Origin of the sequence: Shewanella aegiceratis (assembly GCF_019457495.1) — a bacterium.
In the GTDB taxonomy this organism is placed as follows: domain Bacteria; phylum Pseudomonadota; class Gammaproteobacteria; order Enterobacterales; family Shewanellaceae; genus Shewanella; species Shewanella loihica.
The window spans coordinates 1,966,120-1,990,554 of sequence record NZ_CP080416.1 but is presented as its reverse complement, the minus strand read 5'-3'; the positions used below and the strand labels follow the sequence as shown (position 1 = coordinate 1,990,554).

Genomic DNA, 24,435 nt, shown 5'->3' with positions numbered 1-24,435 from the left:
GTGATTCTCCTTATGCCTTAACTACTTTAACTGCGCACTTCTTAAAGTCAGTCTGTTTAGACAAAGGATCCGTCGCATCAAGCGTCACCTTGTTAATCAGCTGGCTGGCGTCGAACCAAGGCACAAAGACCAGACCGACAGGCGGCTTATTACGGCCACGGGTCTCGACACGTGTCTTGATCTCACCACGACGAGAAACCACCTTCACCTCATCACCGCGACGCAGGCCGCGTTTCTTGGCGTCTTCTGGATGCATGAAGCACACGGCATCCGGGAAGGCGCGGTACAGCTCGGGCACACGCTGGGTCATAGAACCTGAGTGCCAGTGCTCCAGCACACGACCGGTCGATAGCCAGAGGTTGAACTCTTCATCTGGCGACTCGGCGGCAGGCTCGTATGGCAGCGCGTAGATAACCGCCTTACCATCTGGCTTACCGTAGAACTGGAAGCCTGTACCTGGTTTCACATAAGGGTCGCTGCCTTCGCGGAAGCGCCACTTGGTCTCTTTACCGTTAACCACAGGCCAGCGCAGACCATGCACCTCATGGTAGGTATCGAAGTCAGCCAAGTCATGGCCATGACCGCGACCGAAGGTAGCGTACTCTTCAAACAGACCCTTCTGAACATAGTAACCAAAGTGCTTGGCTTCATCATTCATGTACTTAGGATCGGCCTGCTCCAGTGGGAACTTATCTACGTTACCGTTCTGGTAGAGTACCTGGAACAGCGTCTTGCCCTTGTACTCAGGGTTCGCCGCCAGCACCTCTTTTGGCCAGACTTCGTCTGTGGTGAAGCGCTTAGCGAACTCCATCAACTGCCACAGATCTGAGCGAGACTCGCCCGGTGCCTTCACCATCTGATGCCAGAACTGGGTACGACGCTCGGCGTTACCATAGGCGCCCTCTTTCTCCACCCACATGGCAGTTGGCAGAATCAGGTCGGCAGCCTGTGTAGTTACCGTTGGATAGGCGTCAGACACCACGATGAAGTTTTCTGGGTTACGATAGCCAGGTAGACCTTCCTCGTTAATGTTAGGACCGGCCTGCATGTTGTTGTTTACCTGTACCCAGTAGGCATTGATATCACCATCTTTCAGACGACGATTCTGCTCAACCGCATGGTAACCAGGCTTAGGCGGAATGATGCCATCTGGGATCTTCCAGATCTTCTCGGCAATCTTTCTGTGTTCTGGATTATTCACCACAAGATCTGCAGGCAGACGATGTGAGAAGGTACCCACTTCACGAGCGGTACCACAGGCAGAGGGTTGACCGGTCAGCGAGAATGGGCTGTTACCCGGCGTCGAGATCTTACCTGTTAGCAGGTGAATGTTATAAATCAGGTTGTTACACCACACACCACGGGTATGTTGGTTGAAGCCCATGGTCCAGAATGAGGTCACCTTGGTATTTGGATCGGCGTAGAGTTTCGCCAGTTCAATCAGCTTATCTTCTGGCACGCCAGAAAGCTTGCTGACAGAGGCCACGTCATAATCGGCAACGAAGGCCTTGAAGGCGTCAAATTCGATTGGCGTAGACTTGCCGGCCGTCTTAACGTTCTTGGCTTTTTGCTGCAGCGGATGGCTTGGACGCAGGCCATAGCCGATGTCGGTTTCACCCTTGCGGAAGTTAACGTGCTTGTTGACGAAATCCCAGTTTACCGCATCATTTTGAATGATGTAGTTGGCGATAAAGTTCAGAATAGCCAGGTCGGTCTGCGGCGTGAAGACGATACCGAGATCGGCCAGGTCGAAAGATCTGTGGGTAAAGGTCGATAGCACAGACACCTTAACGTGTGGCGCGCTAAGACGACGGTCGGTAACACGGCTCCAGAGGATGGGGTGCATCTCGGCCATGTTAGAACCCCAGAGCACGAAGGCATCGGCGTTTTCCATGTCATCGTAACAACCCATAGGCTCATCGATACCGAAGGTACGCATGAAGCCACCTACCGCAGAGGCCATACAGTGACGGGCGTTAGGGTCGATGTTGTTAGAGCCAAAACCGGCCTTCATCAGTTTAGAGGCGGCGTAGCCTTCCCATACTGTCCACTGGCCTGAGCCGAACATACCGATGGCGGTTGGGCCCTTCTTCTTGATGGTGGCTTTCCACTTCTCTGCCATGGTATCGAAGGCAGTGTCCCAGCTCACAGGAGTGAACTCACCATGCTTGTCGTATTTGCCGTTGGTCATACGCAGCATAGGGCTCTGGAGTCTGTCCTTGCCGTACATAATCTTAGACAGGAAGTAACCCTTGATACAGTTCAGGCCACGGTTTACCTCGCTCTCGGCGTCGCCGTGAGTCGCAACCACCTTGCCGTCGCGTGTCGCGACAATGACCGAACAACCTGTACCGCAGAAACGACATGGCGCCTTGTTCCACTCAAGTTTAGTCTGCTCTGAACTGGTAATTAGGTTGCTTGCCGTTGCAGGCAAGGCCAAACCAGCCACTGAGGCAGCGGCCATGGCCGCATTTGCCTTCATAAATTCGCGTCGATTCATCTTCATTTTTCAACCTCTTCAAGCACTTCACTCTGGTGATACACCATGGCTGCGGACAGCACGCCCTCAATCTTGTTGATCGCCTCTATGTCAGCCATCAGGCCCTTCTGGGTCATGCCTTCCAGCACAACGACCAGCTTGACCTCATCGTTTACAGACAACTCGGCATTTTCCATCTTCATGATTGTCTGTCTGACACTCGACATAAATTCAGGCTTAACCTGAACCACTAAACTGGTGACGTGAAGTTCATTGCTCATTGACATTTACACTCTTAATAATTGTTCGAATACAGTGGGTTAACCTGCACCTGGCGGGCCGGTAAATATCTGGCTAAACCAGATAGCGAAGCCCAAACCAGAAACGAGTAACACTGACAGCAGGGGAGCAAGAAAAACGGTTAGAAACACAAATATTTTTAGCTCTAAACTTTTCTCTTCATTAGGTGTGGAACTCATGCATCCTCCAACGGGTCATGCCGGTTTTCATAGCAGATAAAGCAGGCTAGCCAGTGGTTGGTGTGGACCAATCAAACGATAAAACCATACTTTTCTTCCTGTTATTTATGGTATCAATAACTTCTTAACATTCTGTATACCCCTAAATCGGTAAATTCTATGCAGGTTTGATCTGGATCATCCTTTTGTCGCAGATAAAACCCAGATCACCTCTCCTAGACACGTATTTCGATTGAGAAAGCAACAAAATGAATAAATTAGCTATTCATAAACAACTAAAACATAGTCACAAAATGGCGATTTCGTAAGTCAAAATGTGATCTAAATCGTAAAAATATATCGATGGGGGTAGAGGGGGATTTAGTGGGGTAAAAAAAAGCACCCGTTGCGGGTGCTTCTTTAGTCTTTATGACAATAATCAGGCTTCGGCGATGCGGTTGAGGATCCGCTTCTCCGAGATGGGATAGGCGGTACCTAACACCTGAGCGAAACAGGAGACGCGATACTCCTCTATCATCCAGCGAGCCTCCTGCAGTGCCTCGGGCACCGCCGCGCTGCGGGGCACCTTGGCCAGCTGGGCTGCCAGGGTCTGCTGCACATTGTTGATGCTGTGCAGGTGCAGGCGGTCACGGTTAGGATCCACTGGCAGCTTATCTAAACGATTATCTATCGCCTTGATATAACGGATTAAATCAGAAAGTCGCTGCCAACCGCACTGCTCGACAAAGCCCTTGAATACCAGGTTATCCAACTGGGTCTGAATGTCACTCATGGCGAAGGCGATATCCAGGCTGATCTTGCCCTTGAGGCGCTTCTTCACCTTCTGATACAGGGTCAAGATCTCCTCCACCTGCAGGGCGATCTTGGCCGCCGTGGGGTTAAGATCCTGACGCACCAAATCTTTAGCCTGGTCGAACTGCTCGGCGCTGCGCACATCTAAGCCCTTCTCATCCAGCAGTTGCTGCACCGCCGCCGACAGGATATCGTCGATCAGATACTGCACCTGGCCAAAGGGGTTGAAGTACATGGCCAACTTGGCCTTATTGGGCAGGGTGTTCTGCAGGTGCTTCACCGGCGATGGCATGTTAAGCAGCAAGAGGCGCTGCAGACCCGCCTTATGGCAGCGGCCGGCCTCATGTTCATCATCAAACAGCTTGATGGCCACGCTATCCTTATTGTCCACCAGCGCGGGGAAGGCCTTCACCTGGAAGTTACCCCGCTTCTTCTCATACTGCTTGGGCAGATCGCCAAAGCTCCACTGAGTCAGCTCACTCTGCTCTATACCGCTCTCGGCGACGTTGCGAATCGCCTGGGTTACCCTGCCCTGAAGTTTATCTTTTAGCTGCTCAAGCTCCCTGCCCTGTGCGATCAACTTGCCCTTGTCATCTTCCACCTTGAAGTTGATCAGCAGATGAGGGGCGAGCTGGGTGAGATCGAAATCATCGACCGAGATACGCACGCCGCTCATGCGCAGAAGTTGCTTACACATGGCCTCCAGCAGACTCATCTCACTGCTGCTGTTAGTATTAGCCATCGCCTGTAAGCAGGCCCTGGCATAATCCGGCGCCGGCACGAAGTTACGTCTCAGTGTCTTAGGCAGGGACTTGATCAGCGCGGTGATCTTCTCTTCGCGCAGGCCCGGCACCAACCAGTCGAAGCCCTGGGCCTCGATTTGATTGAGCAGCGCGACGGGGAGATGCACCGACACGCCGTCATCTACATCCGCCGGCTCAAAGTGATAACTCAGCGGCAGGTTAAAGTTGCCCTGATGCCAGTTGTCGGGGAAGTCCAGCGCCGAGATATGCTCGTCGCTGCGCTTCATCAGCTGTTCACGTTCAAAGTCCAGCAGATGCGGCTGGCGCTTCTTCTCCTGCTTCCACCAGGTCAGCAGCTTAGGCGCGTTGTAGATCCCCTCGGGGATGCGCGTCTCATAGAAATCCACCAGCGCCTGCTCGTCCACCAAGATGTCGCGGCGGCGAGACTTGTGCTCCAGCGCCTCGATATCGTCGATCAGGGCGCGGTTCTTGACGAAAAACGCCTCCTTGGTGCGCAGCTCACCTTCGGCCAGGGCGCTGCGAATGAAGATCTCGCGGGCCTCCACCGGCTCCACCGGGCCATACTGCACCCGGCGGCGATTGACTATGGTCAGGCCGTAGAGCTGTTGGTTTTCCAGCGCCACCACACTGCCCTGCTTGGCCTCGAAATGGGGCTCTACATAGCTTTTCTTCACCAGATGGCCGGCCAGAGGCTCGACCCATTCGGGCTGGATCTTGGCGCAGCAGCGGGCAAACAGGCGTGAGGTCTCGGTCATCTCGGCGGCCATGATCCACTTAGGTCCCTTCTTGGCGAGCGGCGAGCCGGGGAAGACGAAGAACTTGCGGTTACGCGCCCCCAGATACTCGTTGTCCTTATCCTTGAAACCGATATGGCTCAGCAGGCCGGTCAGCAAAGATTTATGCAGCAGCTCATAGTCGGCGGGCTCGCTGTTGAGCTTCCACTTGAGGTCGTGCACCGCCTGTCGCAGCTGGGTATAGAGATCCTGCCATTCACGCACCCGCAGATAGGCGAGAAACTCCTGCTTACACAGCTTACGGAACTGACTCGCGGACAGGGCTTTCTGCTGCTCCTTGATGTGATCCCACAGCTTGACCCAGGCGATGAAATCAGAGTCCTTGTCGTTGAAGCGTCTGTGGGCCTCATCGGCGGCCTGCTTCTTATCCATTGGGCGCTCGCGGGGATCTTGGATCGACAAGCCTGCGGTGATCACCAATGTCTCATGCAGGCAGCCATATTCCTTGGCCTGCACCACCATCCGCGCCAGGCGCGGATCCACAGGGATACTCGCCAACTGACGTCCAAGGGGCGTAAGTTGCAGCTGCCCCTTGTGTTTGCGCACCGACTGCAGCTCTTCCAGCAGCAGGAAACCATCACGGATATAGCGGGCATCGGGTGGCTGAATGAAGGGGAAGCCTTCGATGTCGCCAAGGCCGATGGAGAGCATCTGCAAAATGACAGAGGCCAGGTTGGTCCTTAGGATCTCGGGGTCGGTAAACTCGGGGCGGTTGTTAAAGTCCGCCTCATCATAGAGACGAATACAGATCCCCGGCGCCACACGGCCACAACGGCCCTGACGCTGGTTGGCGCTCGCCTGAGAGATAGGCTCAATAGGCAGACGCTGCACCTTAGTGCGATAGCTGTAACGGCTGATGCGCGCCGTACCCGGGTCGATCACATACTTGATGCCGGGAACCGTCAAGGAGGTTTCCGCCACGTTGGTGGCCAGCACTATGCGGCGTCCGCGATGACTCTTAAATACCTTGGACTGCTCACCATAGGAGAGGCGCGCATAAAGGGGTAACACCTCGGTATCTCGGTACTGCTGTTTGTTGAGCTGGTCCGCCAGGTCACGGATCTCGCGCTCGCCGTTGAGGAAGATCAGGATATCCCCCGGTCCCTCGGCCATCAGCTCCTCCACCGCGGCGAAGATGCCATCGGTGAGATCTAAGTCTTCATCCTGCTCGCCCACTAGCGGACGGTAGCGGGTCTCCACCGGATAGGTACGGCCCGAGACCTCGATCACAGGCGCATTATTGAAATGCTTAGAGAAACGCTCCACGTCTATGGTGGCCGAGGTGATGATCACCTTAAGATCCGGACGGCGCTTGAGCACGCTCTTGAGGTAACCCAGGATGAAGTCGATATTCAGGCTTCGCTCGTGGGCCTCATCGATAATGATGGTGTCGTACTGATCCAGGTATTTGTCTGAACTCAGCTCCGCCAGCAAAATACCGTCTGTCATCAGCTTGATGTAAGAGGTCGGCTTGATGGCATCGGCGAAACGCACCTTAAAGCCCACCACCTCGCCCAGTGGGCTGTTTAGTTCCTCGGCCACACGGCTCGCCACGCTGCGGGCGGCCAGCCGCCTTGGTTGGGTGTGGCCAATCAGGCCGCGGGTGCCCAGGCCAAGCTCGAGACAGATCTTCGGCAGCTGAGTCGTCTTACCCGAGCCGGTTTCACCGGCCACTATCACCACCTGGTTGTTGGCGATCGCCTCGGCTATCTCGCCTCGCTTTTGCGACACGGGCAAGGCGTCGGGATAGTTGATCTCGGGGCGATTCTGCCTGCGGCTCTCCACCTTAGCTGCGGCGGCAATGGCCTGCTCTTCTAACTGGGCCAGCGCCTCATCTTTCTGCTCACCGTCGGCTTGTTTTTTCAGTCTATGAAGGCGGCGCTTGATGCGAGAGGCATCGGCCTGAAAACACTGGTTGAGAAAGGCATGAGACAGGGGGTGACGTGGCGAATTCAAAGGAAAAACCCATATAGCAAAACACAAAGCAGGGATCCTACCAAGGAACGCGCCATTTTGATATGGAAAATCGCCTCTAGCGGGCGAATTTGTTCACCTGATTATCGGTTATGCCGTGTGGTGCTTGCCGATAAAAAGGTGAACATAAGCATTGACTTAGGCAGGTTTAAGATAACACTCCTGCATGGAGGTGTTGATCGCCCTCAATACGGCATTTCTGTCTATGATGCCGACCACCCTGCCCTGGTCGATCACAGGATAGATCTTAGGCTTGGGCAGCAGCATCTGCTCCGCCAAACTGATGATGGGCTCATCCTTGCTGACGGTAAGCACATCGGTGCGCATGCAGTCACTCACGTTGGCGGTGAGATCGCAGTGATAGGTACTCTTAAGCATCACGGCTAAACAATCTTGTTGCGACAAAAACCCCACCAAATGACCCTGTGCATCGACCACGGCTGCGCCTAGTTTTTTTTGTGAGAGCAGCTTCTCGACCGCGGCCGCCAGTGTCATGTCTGCCTGTAATAACACCGGCTGGCGATCCATATAATCAACGACTTTCATCGATTCCATATTCTGACTCCTTAATCGTGTCCGCACCTTAAGTGTAATTAAGGTTGGTCTAAAAAGCCGAAGTTTTAACCAACTTTATTTATAAGCATACAAAACAAACATTTATGCAACAGTCATAAAGTTTGAAGCGGATCAAATGCCGCCAAAAAGTGGGACATTTTGACCCATGTTTTTAAATAAACTTGATCCAGCTCATAGCTATAGAAGGTGGAATGCCCTTGCGGATCACAAGGTTTATAAATGTTGACATACATCAACATTCGCACGGAATTTGAGGCCTAAACTAAGTTACTGAATCGTGCCACTACATTTTCGCATCAAAATGAAAACAAAGGGTTAACCATGGACACACATGCCGCCTTATATCAACAAGGCCAAGCACGCCTCGAAGAGTTACGTCGCTTGGCGCCTCGTCATGCTCAGACATTGCAAGACAAGATGGAAGAGCATGGAATCACCCGCCGAGACTTTATGAAATGGAGCGCCGCCGTCACCGCTATGCTGGCGTTGCCACTTCCCTTTAGCACACTGGTTGCTGAAGCCGCCGAGTTGGCGGACCGCGTACCACTGATCTGGTTGCACATGGCCGAATGTACCGGCTGCTCCGAATCTCTGGTGCGTGCAGACACCCCTAACCTCGACTCGCTGATCTTCGACCATGTTTCATTGGAATACCATGAAACTCTGATGGCCGCCGCCGGTTGGCAAGCCGAAGAAAACCTGGAACACGCACTGGAAACCTACAAGGGTAACTACCTGCTGGCCGTCGAGGGGGCTATCCCTACCGCCAACAATGGTGCCTTCCTCACCGTTGGCTGTAAGGGTCACACCGGCCTTGAGATCATCAAGCATGCGGCCGAAGGCGCTGCCGCCATCATCTCAGTCGGTACCTGCGCCTCCTTCGGTGGTGTACAGGCCGCCGCTCCTAACCCAACCGGTGCCAAGGGCGTCGATAAGGTAGTCAACAAGACAGTGGTTAACTTAGGTGGCTGTCCACCGAGTGAAAAGAACATTGTCGGCACCCTGATGTATTTCATCATGTTCGGCAAACTGCCTGCGCTTGACATGTTCAACCGTCCTAAGTGGGCCTACGGCGCACGGGTACACGATAACTGTGAACGTCGCGGCCGCTTCGATGCCGGCGAATTTGTCGAGCAGTTCGGCGATGAAGGCGCGAAAGAGGGCTACTGCCTCTATAAAGTGGGATGTAAAGGGCCTTATACCTATAACAACTGCCCCACAGAAAGATTCAATCACCACACCAGTTGGCCGGTACTTGCGGGTCACGGATGTATGGGCTGCTCCGAGCCTAACTTCTGGGACGACATGGCCGACTTTGAAAAACCCCTTGGCAGACAGCTCCTTCACGGGCTGGACGCAACGGCCGATACCGTCGGCGCAGTGATCTTGGGTGCCACAGCTGTAGGTATCGGCGCTCATGCTGTTGCCAGCGTATTTGCCAATTCGAAGGAGGACTAATTCAATGAGCAAACGTGTAGTTATCGACCCTATCACTCGAATCGAAGGCCATCTGCGCATCGAGGTCGAAGTCGACGAAAATAATGTTGTTCAAAAAGCCTGGTCCTCCTCCACCCTTTGGCGTGGCATCGAGGTGATCCTCAAGGGACGCACTCCGATGGATGTGGGCCTTATCGTTCAACGTATCTGTGGTGTCTGTACCTATTCACACTATCGCTGTGGTACAGAGGCGGTTGAGAACGCCTTAGGGGTGAAGATCCCGCTTAACGCCAAATACCTGCGCTCGCTCATGCAGACCTCGCTCTATATGCATGACCACATAGTGCACTTCTATCACCTCCACGGCCTGGACTGGGTGGATGTGGTCTCGGCCCTGAGTGCCGATCCGGCCGCCGCCGCACAGGTGGCACTGAAATATACCCACAACCCAATCGCCGCCGGCGAGGGTGAGCTGCGCGCGGTACAAGAGCGCGTCAAGGGCTTCGTCGAAACCGGTAAACTTGGCCCCTTCGCCAACGCTTACTGGGGCAACGGCACCTATAAGTTTACCCCTGAGCAGAACCTGATCGCCCTGTCTCACTACCTCAAGGCACTGGAAGTACAGCGCGTTGCGGCCGAGATGCTGGCCATCTTCGGTGGTAAGCAGCCGCATCCTCAGTCACTGGTGGTCGGTGGTGTTACCTCGGTGCGTGACATGTTAAGCCCTGCCCGCCTACAGGAGTGGAAACAGAAACACGCCATCGTGGCCGACTTTATCAACCGCGCCTATAAGGCGGATATCGTCATGGCGGCCGAAGCCTTCGGCGGCGAACCTAGCGTGCTGGGCGGCGTCAACGTGAAGAACTTCCTGGCAACCAACGACTTCGTCCTCGCCGACGGTCAGTACATGTTCGATCAGGGTGTGATCATGAATGGCGATCTGGCCAATGTCACCGATATCAACCCAGATCTGATCAAGGAAGATGTGAGCCACGCCTGGTATGACGCAAGTGAACCACAGCATCCATATGACGGCACCACAATCCCTAACTACACAGGCTTCGTGGAGCGCGACACCGTCTACGGCAAGCTGCCGACACTGGATGGCGACGGCAAGTACAGCTGGGTGAAATCACCACGCTACCAGGGCGAGCCTGTCGAGGTGGGTCCACTCTCTAGCCTGCTGGTCAGCTATGCCCGCGGCAACAAAGTGGTGGTCGATGCGGTGAACGGTCTGCTGGAAACCACTGGCCTGCCGGTTGAAGCCCTGTTTACTACACTTGGCCGCACCGCGGCGCGCATGCTGCAAACCGTTATCGTGGCCGAGCAGGGTCTTAAGACCTTCGACGCCCTGATCAACAACCTGCTTGTGGATGAGGCAACCTATGTGAAGCCCGAGATCGACCCAAGCAAAGAGTATGTGGGCCACGCCATGATCGAGGCGCCGCGCGGCATGCTCAGCCACTGGATCCGCATCAAGAACGGTCTGGTGGAGAACTATCAGGCTGTGGTGCCCACCACCTGGAACGCAGGCCCTGTGGACGCCGCCGGTAAGGTAGGTCCCTATGAGGCATCCCTATTGGGCCTCAAGCTGGAAGACCCAACCAAGCCACTGGAAGTGATACGTATCATCCACTCATTCGACCCATGTATGGCCTGTTCGGTACACGTGATGGACTATAAGGGCCAAGATCTGGGTGAGTTCCGTATCGACCCAAACGGCAATAACTAAGGAGCAACTCATGGCTACAACCAATGTACCCTATGAGAGAGCCTTTATCTTCAGCGCCGCGATCAGGATTTTCCACTGGTTGCGAGCGCTCTCCATACTGGTTCTTGTCATAACAGGCTTCTATATTGCCTGGCCATTTTTGGTGGCGCCGAGCAGCACGGATGTGTTGGTACAAGGGTGGATAAGATTTGCCCACCTGATCTTCGGCTTCGTGCTGTGTGCCATCACGCTTGCCAGGGCCTATCTGTTCTTCTTCAGCAAGAGCGACATTGAGCGGCGCTCCTTTAAGGATGTCGCCAGCGTTAACAGCTGGATAGTGCAGCTTAAGTCCTATCTCTGGATGGGGCACCTGGACAAGAAAGGTGTGTATGGTCCCTTGCAGTTTGTCACCTACTTTGCCGTGTCAGTGATCGCAGCGCTTATCTGCATCACAGGCCTGGCACTGTACGCCAACGTCTATCATCTCGGCCTTGGCGGCATGTTAGGCGACTTCGCGGCCTGGTTGACCGGCGCAATGGGCGGCCTGGCCCAGCTGAGGATCTGGCACCATTACTTTACTTGGGTGTTTATTATCTTTGTGGTGATCCACGTCTATATGGCGGTTTGGACCGGCATCAGATTTAAACATAATTCGGTAGATTCCATCGTCTCTGGCTATGACTACCATCCTAAGAAGCACTAAATAAGGGCGCCATGAAAATACTGTTACTCGGTATTGGTAATGTGCTGTACGCCGATGAAGGGATCGGCGTACATTTTGTCAATTACCTGCAAGAAAACTATCGCTTTAGCCATCCGTCGCATCAACTCGATGTGATGGATGGTGGCACCTTAGCCCAAGGGCTAATTCCCATTATCTGTAAATACGACTATCTTGTGGTGGTAGATACGGTCAACGCCCACGGCGTCGGACCAGGAGAGGTCTATTTTTTCGATTTCGACAAGGCTCCCAGCGAGATCGATTGGCAAGGAAGCGCACACGAGGTGGAGATGTTACAGACATTGACCATGATGGAGATGGTCGGAGACAGACCAAAAACTTTCGTACTTGGCTGCACGCCAACCGTACTCGAACCTATGACACTGGGGCTCACCCCGCGTGTCGCCGCCGCCGTTCCCCTGATGGAAACGACAATACTCACCCATTTCAAGTCCCTCGGATTCGAGATCGAACGGATCAACGACTTGACTATTGAAACGCTCATTCCAGATTCTTATAAGCGCGGTGTAACCCTAGATGAAGACAATCAAATTTGAATTTACCTGCTCACGGCAGGTGCCGCTTTACGCGCATTTATGTAACCGATACCTAAATTATGGTGAACTAAATATCCATGTCGGTTACCAGGGCGGCGCCTATTTTATCGAGGCCGAGGGCAAACAGAGCGAGCTGGAAGCCCTGGCCGATGATATCGCCCAGGATTTTCTGATCTCCGTATGGCTCACCGATTCCCGCATCGACCTGATCGACGCGCCGACCGGCAGCAAAGCCCCCTTGGCAACCCAGCCACTGGTGCAGGAGTTTTGTCAGCAGTGCGCGCCCCACTTTGGTGATAATCAGGCGCCAGAATTTGGCCAGCTGGATCTTGCCTGCGACTGCTGCCACGGCGAGCGCCGCATCCATCAGGATTATCGCGGCTTGACCGCAGGCGACATTCAGGCCATGTATCAGCGCCTGATGACTCAGGGCGAACTAGAGCTGGCGGGCGGCATTCGGCTAAGCCTGAGCCCGGTTGACAACAATCCCAATGGAAGTTCCCATAAAAAGAGTCAGCGCCCTCGCCTACTAGTCTGTAATCCCAACACTTTAAATGCCCAGTTCCACCTCAGCGATCCTCAGGTGTTGGCGCTGTCGAGTATAGAGAAGCCTCTCATCTGCGTACGGCCCATCAAAGATCATCCAAAACTCGCCCAGCCGCTTTACGATCTCTGCTTCGCCTACAATCGTCTCTTAGTGATCCTGGCCGAGCATCTGCGCCAGCACGGCACAGATTGGATCTATTTAACCGATCCCGCCCAAGGCGAGGCACTAGCCTATATCGACGGTCAATGGGCCGAAATCCACACGAATGCGCCAAATAGCCTGCGCATCGACTCGCCCAAGCAGCCACTACATGAGACTGTGCTGCTGGCAGGCAAGGACACCTACTACTACGCGAGTCACAGCGATAAACAGGGCGGCCACTACCTGCTGGAACAAGGCAGTGACGTCAAGAGTCGCCACGGCGCCATGACGCCTGCTATCTTGGGCGATGATGACCTGGCACTGTGCGCCCTGCACAGCGTGAATCTCGAGCATGGCCTTGATAAGAACAGCGCCATCATCTACCTCAGCCGTGATCATGGCGGGCAGATCTACACCTTAGATGGCAAGTGCGAGGCCGAGCGTTTCTTCGCCCTGCCCGAGCTGCCGGAAAACGGCTATGAGATCTATCATCAGCTGGAGCAGAGCCCCCAGCGCAAGGTGCTGGAGAAGTTTAAGCAGCGCTACCCCGAAGATTATCTCAGGCTACTGGACCTTAAGCTTCCCAATGAGCGCCACAGCCTTAGCGCCCTATGGGCGGTGGGCGCGGTGATCCTGGGCCTCGAGAGCCGCTCCTTGAGCGTTGGCGATCTCAATGACGCCCTGATGGCCGCAGCCATGGCCCATCGCGGCAGCAACTCGCCGCGCATCGACTATCCGCTCACCCGCGGCGAAGCCTATCGCAGCCTCAACTGGTGCAAGACGCTGGGCAGCCTGATCAGCTTCCGTCTGGCCGACGACAGAGACAGCCAGAAACTGGCCTTTGGCATGCACGACTCCTTCGCCGACTACCTGGCCAACTGGATTGAGCATCTGGATCTCAACCTTGGGGTCAAGTCGGTGGCCCTGGCCGGTAGCGAGTGGGTTAACCCCCTGCTGTGTCAGCGGGTCGCCCTAAGGGTCGGCAAGAACTTCCCGCTCAAGCACAACCAGCTGCTGGAGATCGATGGCAACAACCATGCTATCGGCGCCCTGCTGCTCAAAAAGCGCAGGCTATAGCATGTCGAGCGGGTTACAAAGGTCCATGGCATCGACCAAGCGTGTACGGCTGGCGGTAACGGGTATAGTTCAGGGGGTCGGCTTTCGCCCCTTCGTCTACCGCTGGGCGACTGAGCTTGGTCTGCTGGGCCTGACCTTCAACCACAGCAAGGGGGTGACGGTAGAGCTGCAAGGCAGCGATGCGGCGATTAGCGCCTTCGTCGAGGCCCTGACCCAGACGCCGCCGCCACTTGCCCGCATCGACAGCCTGAGCCAGACAGAACTGCCGCTTGAAGAGTGCGACAACTTCGAGATAGTGCACAGCCAGGCGGATGCCAAGGCGGTGGTGGCCGTCTCCAGCGACAAGAGCAGTTGCCAGGAGTGTCTCGATGAGATAATGGATCCCGGCAACCGTCACTATCAGTACCCTTTTACCAACTGCACCAACTGCGGCCCCAGATATACCCTGATCCGCGCCCTGCCCTATGACAGGCCCAACACCGCCATGGCAGAGTTCGCCATGTGTGATGCCTGCGCGGCGGCCTATCAGAATCCGCTGGACAGGCGCTACCATGCCCAGCCGGTGAGCTGCCCGGATTGCGGCCCACAGCTCAGCCTGCTGGCACAAGATAAGCGTCTGCTTGGTGAGCGTAACGCTGCGCTGGACCTGGCCGTCGAGCTGCTGGCCCAGGGCAAGACCTTGGCCATCAAGGGGCTCGGCGGTTTTCATCTGGTGTGCGATGCCACCAATGATAAGGCGGTGATGCAGCTGAGATCCCGCAAACAGCGCCCGGCCAAGCCCTTCGCCGTGATGTGCGCCTCGCTCAACATGGCCAAGACACTGGTCAACGGCAGCCACGCCGAGTGGCAACTGCTGCAAAGCGCCGAGCGGCCCATTACCCTGCTGCAAAAGGCGCTCAACAAAGATGAATCCAGTGGCGATGCGCTGAGCAGTTGCGTGCTAAGCCCCGCCGTGGCCCCCGGTATCGACAGACTCGGGCTGTTTCTGCCCTACACACCGCTGCATCAGTTGCTGCTCAGCAGGCTAAACCGTCCGCTCGTGGCCACCAGTGCCAACCGTAGCGGCGAGCCCATCATCACACACGCCGAGCAGATCTTCGAGCGCCTGGGCGAGGTCGTCGATGCCGTGCTGGATCATAACCGCGAAATCCTTAACGGCTGTGACGACAGCGTGGTGCAGATGGTGGATGACAAGCTACAGGTGATCCGTCTGGCGCGGGGCTATGCGCCGCTAACCCTGGCCCTGCCCGAGGAAGTCCCCCAAGAAACCTTGGCCGTGGGCGCCCAGCAGAAGAACAGCATCGCCTTCGGCTTCGATCACAACCTGGTGCTCAGCCCGCATATCGGCGATCTCTTCAGCATTGAGGCGGAGCAATATTTTATCGACACCCTGGCGACCTTTAAGCGCCTGTACCAGTTCAGCCCCAAACAGCTTGTGAGCGACAAGCATCCCGATTACGCCTCGACCATCTGGGCCCAGCAGCAAAAGGATGCCCAAGGCATCGCCTACACTCAGGTACAGCACCACTACGCCCATATCCTCAGCGTCATGGCCGTCAATCAGAGAGTCGACAAGGTATTGGGTTTCAGCTTCGATGGCACGGGCCTCGGGGATGAGCGCCAGCTCTGGGGCGGCGAAGCCATGCTAGCCGATATCTCAGATTTCAAGCGCGTCGCCCACCTGAGTCCTATGGCGCTGATCGGCGGCGAGCAGGCGATTAAAGATCCCCGCCGCATCATGCTGGCACTGCTGTTCCAGCGCTACACGCCTGAAGAGATAAAGGCGCTGCCACTGGCATCGCTTGAGGGACTGCCAGCCAGCCTCATCGGCAACCTGCATACCCTGTGGCAAAAGGGGGTCGCGACCCAGATGACCAGCTCCATCGGCCGTCTGTTTGACGCCACCGCCTGCCTACTCGGCCTGATGCAGACCACCCAGTTTGAGGGTCAGGCCGGCATGTTGATCGAGGCCAAGGCCAATGAGGTCAGTGAGGCGCAGTTAGAAAGCGAGCTAGCAGCGGCGGATCTGGCCTTTAACCTGAGTGAGAAAGACGGCGTATGGCAGCTAGAAGCCCTCTGGGCGCAGATGGTGGATGCCCTGCTCAAATGGCAGCACAAACCCGAAGGCATAGGCCTTATCGCCCGCGGCTTTATGAACGCGCTGGCCCAGGCGGTCACCGACTGCGCCATCAAGCATAGCGGCTTCGACGTGGCGCTTTGCGGCGGCGTGTTTCAAAACCGCTATCTGCTCAGCGAGACACGTAAACGCCTAGAGATGGCTAAGATTAAGGTGCTGGATTCGCATCAGGTACCGGTTAACGATGGCGGCATTGCCCTGGGGCAACTCTGGTACGCCATACACAAGCATTAACTCGGCTTAAGCCGCGCCCTAAATCGCCCTGCGATAAGCGCTTGAGCCAATTTGATTAACAGGATTTTGCCTAAAACTGACCCGGGTCAATGAAGTCACCGGGCCCCTAGCGCAAAATGGCATTAACGCCTTAGATTTTTTGGAGTTCATTATGTGTAAAGACTGCGGCTGCTCTATCACTCGAAATCATGATCACCACCATGATCACGACCATCACCACAGCCATGAGCATGATCATCATCACGAGCACAGCCACGGGCATCATCACGACCACGGCCCCCTGCGTAGCAATCCCCAGCTCAACGACAAGAAGACACTGTCTGTCATCCATAAGATCCTCGACAAGAACGATCACGAAGCAGCCCACAACCGCGCCCATTTCGAGGCCCACAATATCACCGCCTTCAACCTGATGAGCAGCCCAGGCAGCGGTAAGACCACACTGCTCGAGCACCTCAAAGAGTACACAGACCTTAACTATGGCGTGGTCGAAGGCGATCTTGAGACCTCTCGCGACGCCGACCGCCTCACCGCCAAGGGCATTCCCGCCTTCCAGATCCAGACCGGCTCCGCCTGTCACCTAGACGCCTTCATGGTGCACGACGCCCTGCATCATGTGGATCTAGCGGCCCTGGATATCTGCTTCGTAGAAAACGTCGGCAACCTGGTCTGCCCCGCCTCGTATGATGTGGGCACCCACTTCAACATAGTGTTGGTGTCTGTGCCCGAAGGCGATGACAAGATAGAGAAATACCCTGTGATGTTCCGCAAGGCAGATCTGGTGTTGATCACCAAGGCCGACCTGCTGCCACACTTCGATTTCAGCGTCGAGGAAGCCAAGGCCCAGGTGAAACGCCTCAACCCAGAGGCCGAAGTGATCACCACCTCCATCAAAGATGGCGGCAGCATGCGCGCCGTGGTCGACTGGCTAAACGCCCACAGGAGCCAATGACCATGTGCCTATCCATCCCCTCAAGAATTGTAGAACTCCACCCCGAGGAGCAGGCCGTGACGGTCGAGACCCTGGGGGTGAAGCGCAAGGTCAGCAGCCATCTGATGGAGGAGCCACTGGCCCTCGACGACTATGTGCTGATCCATATCGGCTTCGTGATGAACAAGATAGACAAGGCAGACGCCGAGCAAAGCCTGGCCCTGTATCAGGAGATCGTCGCCAAGATGAATGAGCAGGAGGCCCAGGCATGATAGCGCTCAAGCAGCTGTATCAGGGCTTTAGAGATCCTGAAACCATACACAACCTGGCTAAGGAGATCGCCCTGCACGCCGCCAAGCATGAGGGCAACATCTACATCATGGAGGTGTGCGGCGGTCATACCCACACCATCATGAAATATGGCCTCAATCAGCTGCTGCCAGACAACATCGAATTTGTCCACGGCCCAGGCTGCCCCGTGTGTGTCATGCCCAAGGAGCGCATCGATCACGCCGCCATCTTGGCCTCACAGCCCGATGTGATTTTGGTGACCCTGGGGGATATGATCCGCGTGCCCGGCTCAAAAGGCAGCCTGGCCGAATTCAGGGCCAAGGGGTGCGATATCCGCCCTCTCTACGATCCCATGGACGCCCTGACCATTGCCAAGGAGAACCCGGATAAGCAGGTGATCTTCTTCGCCATAGGGTTCGAGACCTCCACCCCCATGACCGCCGTGCTTATCGAGCAGGCCGAGAAACAAGGGCTTGATAACCTGCTGTTTCATATCAACCATGTGCTGGTGCCACCGGCCATCGACGCCGTGATGGCCGATCCCCAGGCCAAGGTGAATGCCTTTATCGGCCCGGCTCACGTGAGCGTGATCGCCGGCGCCAAGCTCTACCGCCCCGCCGTGACCCAATACGGCACCCCAGTGGTGGTCTCCGGCTTCGAGCCTGTAGATGTGATGGAATCTATCCTGCGCATCGTCAAGCAGAAGGTCGAAGGGGTCGCCGAGCTGGACGTACAGTACAGCCGCGCCGTGAGCGAGGAAGGCAACGTCCACGCCCAGCAAAAGGTCAATCAGTACCTCACCGTCAGGCCGCATTTTCGCTGGCGCGGTCTGGGACCGCTGAATGAGTCGGCGCTGATGCTAAGGCCCGAATTTGCCCACCGCGACGCCGAGGTGATCTATCGCGACAAGCTGGATGTGGCCGATATCGACGATCACAAGGCCTGCCAGTGCGGCGACATCTTAAGAGGCATCGCCAAGCCGAAAGACTGTAAGGTCTTTGGCCGCGGCTGCACCCCAGAGACGCCCCTCGGCAGCTGCATGGTCAGCTCGGAAGGCGCCTGCAACGCCTATTACCGCTATAACGGAGTCTAATCATGGCCGACAACGAAAAAACCGTACAACTCAGTCACGGCGGTGGCGGCAAGGAGATGAACCGGCTGATCAAGTCTATCTTCTTCAAGGCCTTCAACAACCCGATTTTGGCAAGCGAGGAAGATGCCGCCCTGCTCCACTTCGAGGGTCAGGCCGCCTTCACCACAGACTCCTTCACCGTATCGCCGCTGTTTTTTGCCGGTGGCAACATAGGCAAGCTCGCCGTAGCCGGGACGGTCAACGATCTGGCCATGATGGGCGCCGAGCCCCAATACCTGAGCTGCAGCTTCATCATCGAAGAAGGCTTTGCCATCAAGGATCTGAAAACCATCGTCGATAGCATGGCCGAGGAGCTGCACAAGAGCGGCACCCGCATCGTCTGCGGCGATACCAAGGTAGTGCCTAAGGGCTGCGCCGATGGCCTGTTTATCAACACCTCCGGCGTAGGCCGCGTGTTGAAGCCACAGATCTCGGTGAAAAACCTGCGTCCCGGTGATGCCATTATCGTCTCGGGCGATATCGGTCGTCACGGAGCCGCCATCTTGATGGCCCGTGAGGGACTCACCCTGGAATCTGAGCTGGTCAGCGACTGCGCCAACCTCTGGCCCGTGGTCGAACAGTTGATCGCCTGCAACATAGAGGTACACGCCATGCGCGACGCCACCCGTGGCGGCCTGGCGGCGGTACTCAACGAATGGGCCAGCGCCTCAGAGGTCGGCATCAATGTCGAAGAGAGCAAGATCCCCGTGTGTGACGAAGTGAAGGGCCTGTGTGAGCTCTATGGCTTCGAGCCCCATGACCTGGCCAACGAAGGCACCTTCATCCTGGCGGTGCCAGGTGAAATCGCCGACGGCGCACTGGAGATCATCCAGCGCTACGGCCACTGCCAGCAGGCGGCCATCATAGGCCATGTGGAAGGGACTCATCCGGGTAAGGTGGTGCTCAAGACCCCATGGTGCAGCAGCCGCTACCTCGATCTGCCCCAGGGTGAACTACTGCCAAGGATCTGTTAATGCACGAGTATTCGATTGTCACCGCCCTGCTGGAACAGTGTGAACAACACGCCATCGCCAATCAGGCGAGCAGGATCACTAAGGTGGTGATAAAGATCGGCGTCCTCAGCGGCGTCGAACCCGCCCTACTGGCGACCGCGTTTGAGACCTTCAAGCTGGAGGGGCGCGCCAGAGAGGCGAAACTTGAGATTCTACATCAGGAATTGGTGCTCGAGTGCCAGGCTTGCCAAAGCACTCATACCATCAAGGAACGAAGTGTCATTTGTCCTAGTTGTCACAGCTATGAGACCCGCATCATCGAAGGGGAAGAATTGCTGCTGATGCAACTAGAGCTAGAAACCGATGAATAAAACCAAACATATATGGAGTATTACAATGAAAAAAGCCTCACTACTACTCGCTAGCCTTCTTCCTGCAGCGGCTTGGGCACACCCAGGGCACAACGGCATAGGTCTATTCCACCACCTCAACGACCTACTCCCCATCATAGCGCTAGTGATCATCGTCGCCGGCGTGATGCTGTGGAAGAAACGCTCTTAATCCAAGCGTAACCCTAAGCGTATCGACAGCGTTAGACTCCCCAGAGTCTAGCGCTGTCTCGATCCGCCTAGCCAAAGCTCAATTTACACAAACACACGCTCGTCACTTTGCCAAAAGTCGACAGTTTACGCTACCTCCCCCCAATAGACCTTAAATCCGGCTTAAATCATTCAAATAATAACCTTTAAGTCATCTACAGGCTATCCATATAACTTTGTCATCGCTCAACGCATTTTTGGACATAAACCGTTAGATTTATAACTCTAACCATTTGTTTACCAGTTTAAATTATCTATAGTTAATATCATGTTTTTGTGTGAACTACGCAATCACAAAACTCCAACACATTTACTAATCATTAATACTATGCATAATAAGAGTATCACTCGTTACAGAAATAAAAATGCCTTTTGTGCATAAAATCTAGTCTCTGCTTTTCGACTATATCGACATAAGAAAAAAGTTAGGCTAACCATCAGACCAAGTCGTAATGAATGATTATCCGTAAATTCTATCTACGCCTTGTCCATATATTTTTTTGCAAAATACAATTTCAAATTATTATTGAGAAGCATCTCGATTGGATATCAATAAATAAAATCCAACAAAACCTCCAAAAAAATCTATAACTTAATTGGCAACTACGCAATTTAGGTTAAAACCATCCAGAGTTCATTGGAAACTATAACCTTAAACATTTACAACTTTTCACCAACGAATCTTCAACCTAATCCTAAGCAATAAATAGTTAAAGTTGTGCATGCAACCCTGTTATTCTTGCATCTCGCAAGTTCAACATTTTCAAATTAACAATACTTCACAAACAAACATGATGAAACTCAAAAATTAAAAGTCAGATTAATTACAGCAAAAACAATCAATGACAAATTAGACTAATTAAAAGAATCTTTAGATACTTTGATTAAATTCGACATTGTAATGAAAATACATCCGTCGTAAAAAACAATAACAAAACCAATGGCAAGTAATATGACAAATTATTCATACATTCCAACTCTCTTTGCACAAAAGAATAACTGTAAAGGCATGGAAGTACATTTTACAATTAAAACCTGTAAAGGCATGGAAGTACATTTTACAATTAAAACCTGTAAAATGCACTCCCTACCACCTTTGCGCATCATGAATATAATTAAAAACAATTTATCTATTTTTCATTCTTTCAGCTCGCTGTATGTCACCCTTCCTTAACATAATGAAGTCATATTCCTCTTTGAACTCTAGTAATAGAAGCTTTAAGCTAGGAGAACTATCAATAATTTGAATCAAACTTTCCAAATAGCCACTCCCTTTTGAGGTACCAGATAGAAGCTCTATAACATACCTAGAATTAACCGCTTCATCTTTTATGCAATTATAACAAGAGCGAATAGTATCCCTGACTATCTCCGAGCTCAGCGAGCCAAGTAAATAACATTTTTTCAAGTTAATTAACGCCAACTGATTCCTTATATTCCTTTCTGTAGATTCAGCTGTTGCATATGTACTGGAAAACTTCAAATTCCTAATTATATCATCTAATCTTTCAACATCATCTCTATCTGAGTAAATGTTGTAATAAGCCTTTGAACGCTGAACATGAAATTCAGGTTCATTTGACACTAACTTCTCTAACTTATCATAAAGCTTTAATATTAAGTTTCCCGCGCCATGTCCAGCTCCCTGGCGTCTATCCCCAGAAAATAATTCATTAATAGTATCGAACAACAACCCTTTTATAAACAAAGAGGTATTATTACCTTTAAATCGCAAAAGAACATCTGTTATAGTCTTAACGCAGAAATCTGTTTTTTCTATATAATATCGCCTTAAGATTGAATACAGCCAAGCTTTTGAATTACAAACAACTTTAAATCCAGAATGCTCTTCCGCCTCATATATAGACACTTTCTCTAGTTCGACAAAAGGATGGTATCTATCTATCAATGCTTTTAAACTTTCTACATTCAAGCCTGCCTGATAAAAAGATTCTCCAGTAGCAGCAGAGTCTTGAATACCTATTACATATAAAAAACAGAAAAAATCAGAACTTAACTCAACATTGTCAACAATTACATTCCCACCAAAAACCTCAAAAGAATTATATATATTTTGCAATAAAGTTTGACCTTTATTAAACTTTGGGACTTTAACCTCATAAGCGAGAGTGTTAATATTATCTACTTCGCATTCACCTAATTTGCTACTTAAAAAGTGATGTGGCACATCATTAATGATTGACGGACATAGTATATCAAAAATCCTATTGTTATTTTTATCTAGAGCCACTACAATAGTTGTCCCCCGATCTGATAGCCCTTGAATTTCCTTCTTAATATTAGATCCAATATCCTCATCGATAGAGCCTGAATCAAAAAATATAACTGCATTCTCTCTCTTCAACAACTTAATTGCCACAAATTTATCAAGAAAATATTTAGAGTCTATAAAAAATACTTCCTTGTCTAACAATTTATTAGCTAAGGAATACATAAGCTGAGTCTTACCAGAAAAACTTCCACCCTCTATAACAACCAATGCATTACCTTTAATATCATTGACAATATCATCTTCAATCGTTCTCTCCCCATAATAATAAGGAATAACACGATTATCACTCCTATCTTGTATTTCAGTTATCCCTTTAATTAGGAATATTTCATTTTTGTCGGCATCTGGCTCTAACTTAATAGGCAGTTGTTTAAACTCAGAAAACTCAGGATGCTCATCCAAAGACTTCGCATATGCTTTATATATGGTATCATATACTTGATGGTGTTTACCTTGGTCATATGTTATTACGTAACTTATTCCCTGGCTCTTTAAATCTTGTTTCCTGACAATATCCAACTCATCACAAGTGAAAAATATATTATGATTTTCATTGTTGACCTCTGTATTTGAACTAATAAAAGATAATTCTATCTCATCATCCAAACTACACCCAATATAAACTATTGTCTTATTATTGAAATCTGACTTTATCACTGACAACACATATTTGTTTGCATCTAAGCTTTTAAAATACTGAGGTGAACTAAATATCAACTTGGAATCATCATGACAAATCTCATAATTTATATCACCATGAATCTTAAATAAACTCCTATTATTTTTAGACTCTTCATTGACTGGCCCAAAAGGTAAAATAACATTGAATTTTGAGCAAGACTCAATAGCATCATCTATATTTAAAGTATAGATATACTTCCAATCTATATCATTAACAAACCTCCTTCTACTTTCATCCAAAATCACTCCGTGAAAGTTTTGTTTCAAAATACTTTTAGATTTTGCACTAGAAACAAAGTTCTCATCAAAGAAAAAGTTTGCTATTTTTGAAAATTTTTCAGAACTAATTTTAATGTATGACTCATCATCAACCTTAAGTTTTATCTCATTCAGCATTAAACTTTTAAACTTCTGTCCTCCAGGTACAGCATTACCATTTCTCAATCTACATCCATTAGTAAACCCTGCTCCAACGATAGGGACTATACTGTTATTGGAAAATGCATTTGATAAAAGCTGAATTACTTCTAAAGAGTCAAATCTTTTTATTTCCATAATATTTTCTTAACGTCCAATTAATAAAGGCGGTGATGTTACATGCATAATATTTTAATTAGCATGTATAAACATTAAAATAAATGGGGGCAGAGTTAACTTTTTGAGGAATTCGATTGAAGCATCTTGATTGGCTTTTTCATTCCCTGAATGGCGTAATCTACTTTGATTCGAGTCGGCCTAGCTCTGTCCTTGATTGGTGATACTTTAATCTATTTTGTTGTCGGCATTCAACACGTCTAGTCATATTTTTAGTGTGTTTTTTTCTTAAAAATAGTGACTTGTATCTGCGAGCAGCAGATAAAGCCAAATCGAAGAGACGATAGATACCGAGTGTAGATGCATCTGCGGACGTCGATGGCTGGGCCAAAAATGTTCCCTACATTTATTGGCATTTCCTACATCCATGTAGGTCAGATGCCATCGTCGAGCCTACAAGGAAGTATTTACGGCGTGTAGCAGATGTATCTGCACATAAGCACACCGTAGGTGATAGATTGCAATGAAGGTGCGACCTTCAAATCTCCTATAGTGGGCATCCGAGCAATTTACCTATTAAAGCGACGGGCTTATTAAGCAG

Annotated in this window: 18 protein-coding genes; 12 read left to right on the top strand and 6 right to left on the bottom strand. The window is 52.0% G+C overall.

The genetic code is table 11. The annotated features are described in order from the left end of the window. Positions 1-10: 10 nt before the first annotated feature. The 5 genes from napA to K0H80_RS08950 form a co-directional block, all read right to left on the bottom strand. Complete coding sequence (napA, locus tag K0H80_RS08970) at positions 11-2,500, bottom strand: nitrate reductase catalytic subunit NapA (protein WP_220073952.1); 2,490 nt, start codon at positions 2,498-2,500, stop codon at positions 11-13. Between the two features lie 2 nt (positions 2,501-2,502). After that, the gene (locus K0H80_RS08965; RefSeq protein WP_041406610.1) at positions 2,503-2,760 is read right to left on the bottom strand and encodes a chaperone NapD; all 258 of its coding nucleotides are present in this window, start codon (positions 2,758-2,760) and stop codon (positions 2,503-2,505) included. 39 nt (positions 2,761-2,799) lie between these two features. Beyond that, positions 2,800-2,958 (bottom strand): nitrate reductase, encoded by a 159-nt coding sequence (locus K0H80_RS08960; protein ID WP_011865566.1) that lies wholly within the window; start codon positions 2,956-2,958, stop codon positions 2,800-2,802. Between the two features lie 418 nt (positions 2,959-3,376). Beyond that, positions 3,377-7,264, bottom strand: a complete 3,888-nt coding sequence (hrpA, locus tag K0H80_RS08955; protein WP_220073748.1) for an ATP-dependent RNA helicase HrpA — start codon at positions 7,262-7,264, stop codon at positions 3,377-3,379. 156 nt (positions 7,265-7,420) lie between these two features. Next, positions 7,421-7,837, bottom strand: a complete 417-nt coding sequence (locus K0H80_RS08950; protein WP_011865564.1) for a CBS domain-containing protein — start codon at positions 7,835-7,837, stop codon at positions 7,421-7,423. 342 nt (positions 7,838-8,179) lie between these two features. Between K0H80_RS08950 and hyaA the strand changes: the two genes are divergently transcribed. From hyaA to K0H80_RS08890, 12 genes are all read left to right on the top strand, one after another. Beyond that, positions 8,180-9,316, top strand: coding sequence for a nickel-dependent hydrogenase small subunit (hyaA, locus tag K0H80_RS08945; protein WP_011865563.1), 1,137 nt, complete (start codon positions 8,180-8,182; stop codon positions 9,314-9,316). 4 nt (positions 9,317-9,320) lie between these two features. Continuing rightward, complete coding sequence (gene hyaB, locus K0H80_RS08940) at positions 9,321-11,027, top strand: nickel-dependent hydrogenase large subunit (protein WP_220073747.1); 1,707 nt, start codon at positions 9,321-9,323, stop codon at positions 11,025-11,027. A gap of 10 nt (positions 11,028-11,037) precedes the next feature. After that, positions 11,038-11,709 (top strand): Ni/Fe-hydrogenase, b-type cytochrome subunit, encoded by a 672-nt coding sequence (gene cybH, locus K0H80_RS08935; protein WP_011865561.1) that lies wholly within the window; start codon positions 11,038-11,040, stop codon positions 11,707-11,709. An 11-nt stretch (positions 11,710-11,720) separates the two neighbouring features. Then, a complete protein-coding gene (locus K0H80_RS08930; RefSeq protein WP_220073746.1) occupies positions 11,721-12,284 on the top strand; it encodes a HyaD/HybD family hydrogenase maturation endopeptidase in 564 nt (187 codons plus the stop codon). Next, complete coding sequence (locus tag K0H80_RS08925) at positions 12,265-14,049, top strand: NiFe hydrogenase (protein ID WP_220073745.1); 1,785 nt, start codon at positions 12,265-12,267, stop codon at positions 14,047-14,049. Before K0H80_RS08930 ends, K0H80_RS08925 begins: the two co-directional genes overlap by 20 nt. 1 nt (position 14,050) lies before the next feature. Beyond that, the gene (gene hypF / locus K0H80_RS08920) at positions 14,051-16,420 is read left to right on the top strand and encodes a carbamoyltransferase HypF (RefSeq protein ID WP_258406215.1); all 2,370 of its coding nucleotides are present in this window, start codon (positions 14,051-14,053) and stop codon (positions 16,418-16,420) included. A 151-nt stretch (positions 16,421-16,571) separates the two neighbouring features. Beyond that, the gene (hypB, locus tag K0H80_RS08915; protein WP_220073744.1) at positions 16,572-17,372 is read left to right on the top strand and encodes a hydrogenase nickel incorporation protein HypB; all 801 of its coding nucleotides are present in this window, start codon (positions 16,572-16,574) and stop codon (positions 17,370-17,372) included. A 2-nt stretch (positions 17,373-17,374) separates the two neighbouring features. Further along, complete coding sequence (locus K0H80_RS08910; protein ID WP_220045013.1) at positions 17,375-17,623, top strand: HypC/HybG/HupF family hydrogenase formation chaperone; 249 nt, start codon at positions 17,375-17,377, stop codon at positions 17,621-17,623. After that, positions 17,620-18,735 carry a hydrogenase formation protein HypD gene (gene hypD / locus K0H80_RS08905; RefSeq protein ID WP_220073743.1) on the top strand — a complete coding sequence of 372 codons (1,116 nt, stop codon included), beginning with the start codon at positions 17,620-17,622 and terminating at the stop codon, positions 18,733-18,735. Before K0H80_RS08910 ends, hypD begins: the two co-directional genes overlap by 4 nt. Before the next feature lie 2 nt (positions 18,736-18,737). After that, entirely contained in the window at positions 18,738-19,748 is a 1,011-nt protein-coding gene (gene hypE, locus K0H80_RS08900) for a hydrogenase expression/formation protein HypE (RefSeq protein WP_220073742.1), read from the top strand. Continuing rightward, on the top strand, positions 19,748-20,098 hold the full coding sequence (hypA, locus tag K0H80_RS08895) for a hydrogenase maturation nickel metallochaperone HypA (RefSeq protein WP_144198980.1): 351 nt from the start codon (positions 19,748-19,750) through the stop codon (positions 20,096-20,098). Before hypE ends, hypA begins: the two co-directional genes overlap by 1 nt. A gap of 25 nt (positions 20,099-20,123) precedes the next feature. Then, complete coding sequence (locus K0H80_RS08890; protein ID WP_181006099.1) at positions 20,124-20,288, top strand: hypothetical protein; 165 nt, start codon at positions 20,124-20,126, stop codon at positions 20,286-20,288. A gap of 1,164 nt (positions 20,289-21,452) precedes the next feature. Here the strand turns inward: K0H80_RS08890 and K0H80_RS08885 are convergent. After that, positions 21,453-23,855 (bottom strand): SIR2 family protein, encoded by a 2,403-nt coding sequence (locus K0H80_RS08885; RefSeq protein ID WP_220073741.1) that lies wholly within the window; start codon positions 23,853-23,855, stop codon positions 21,453-21,455. Positions 23,856-24,435: the final 580 nt, after the last annotated feature.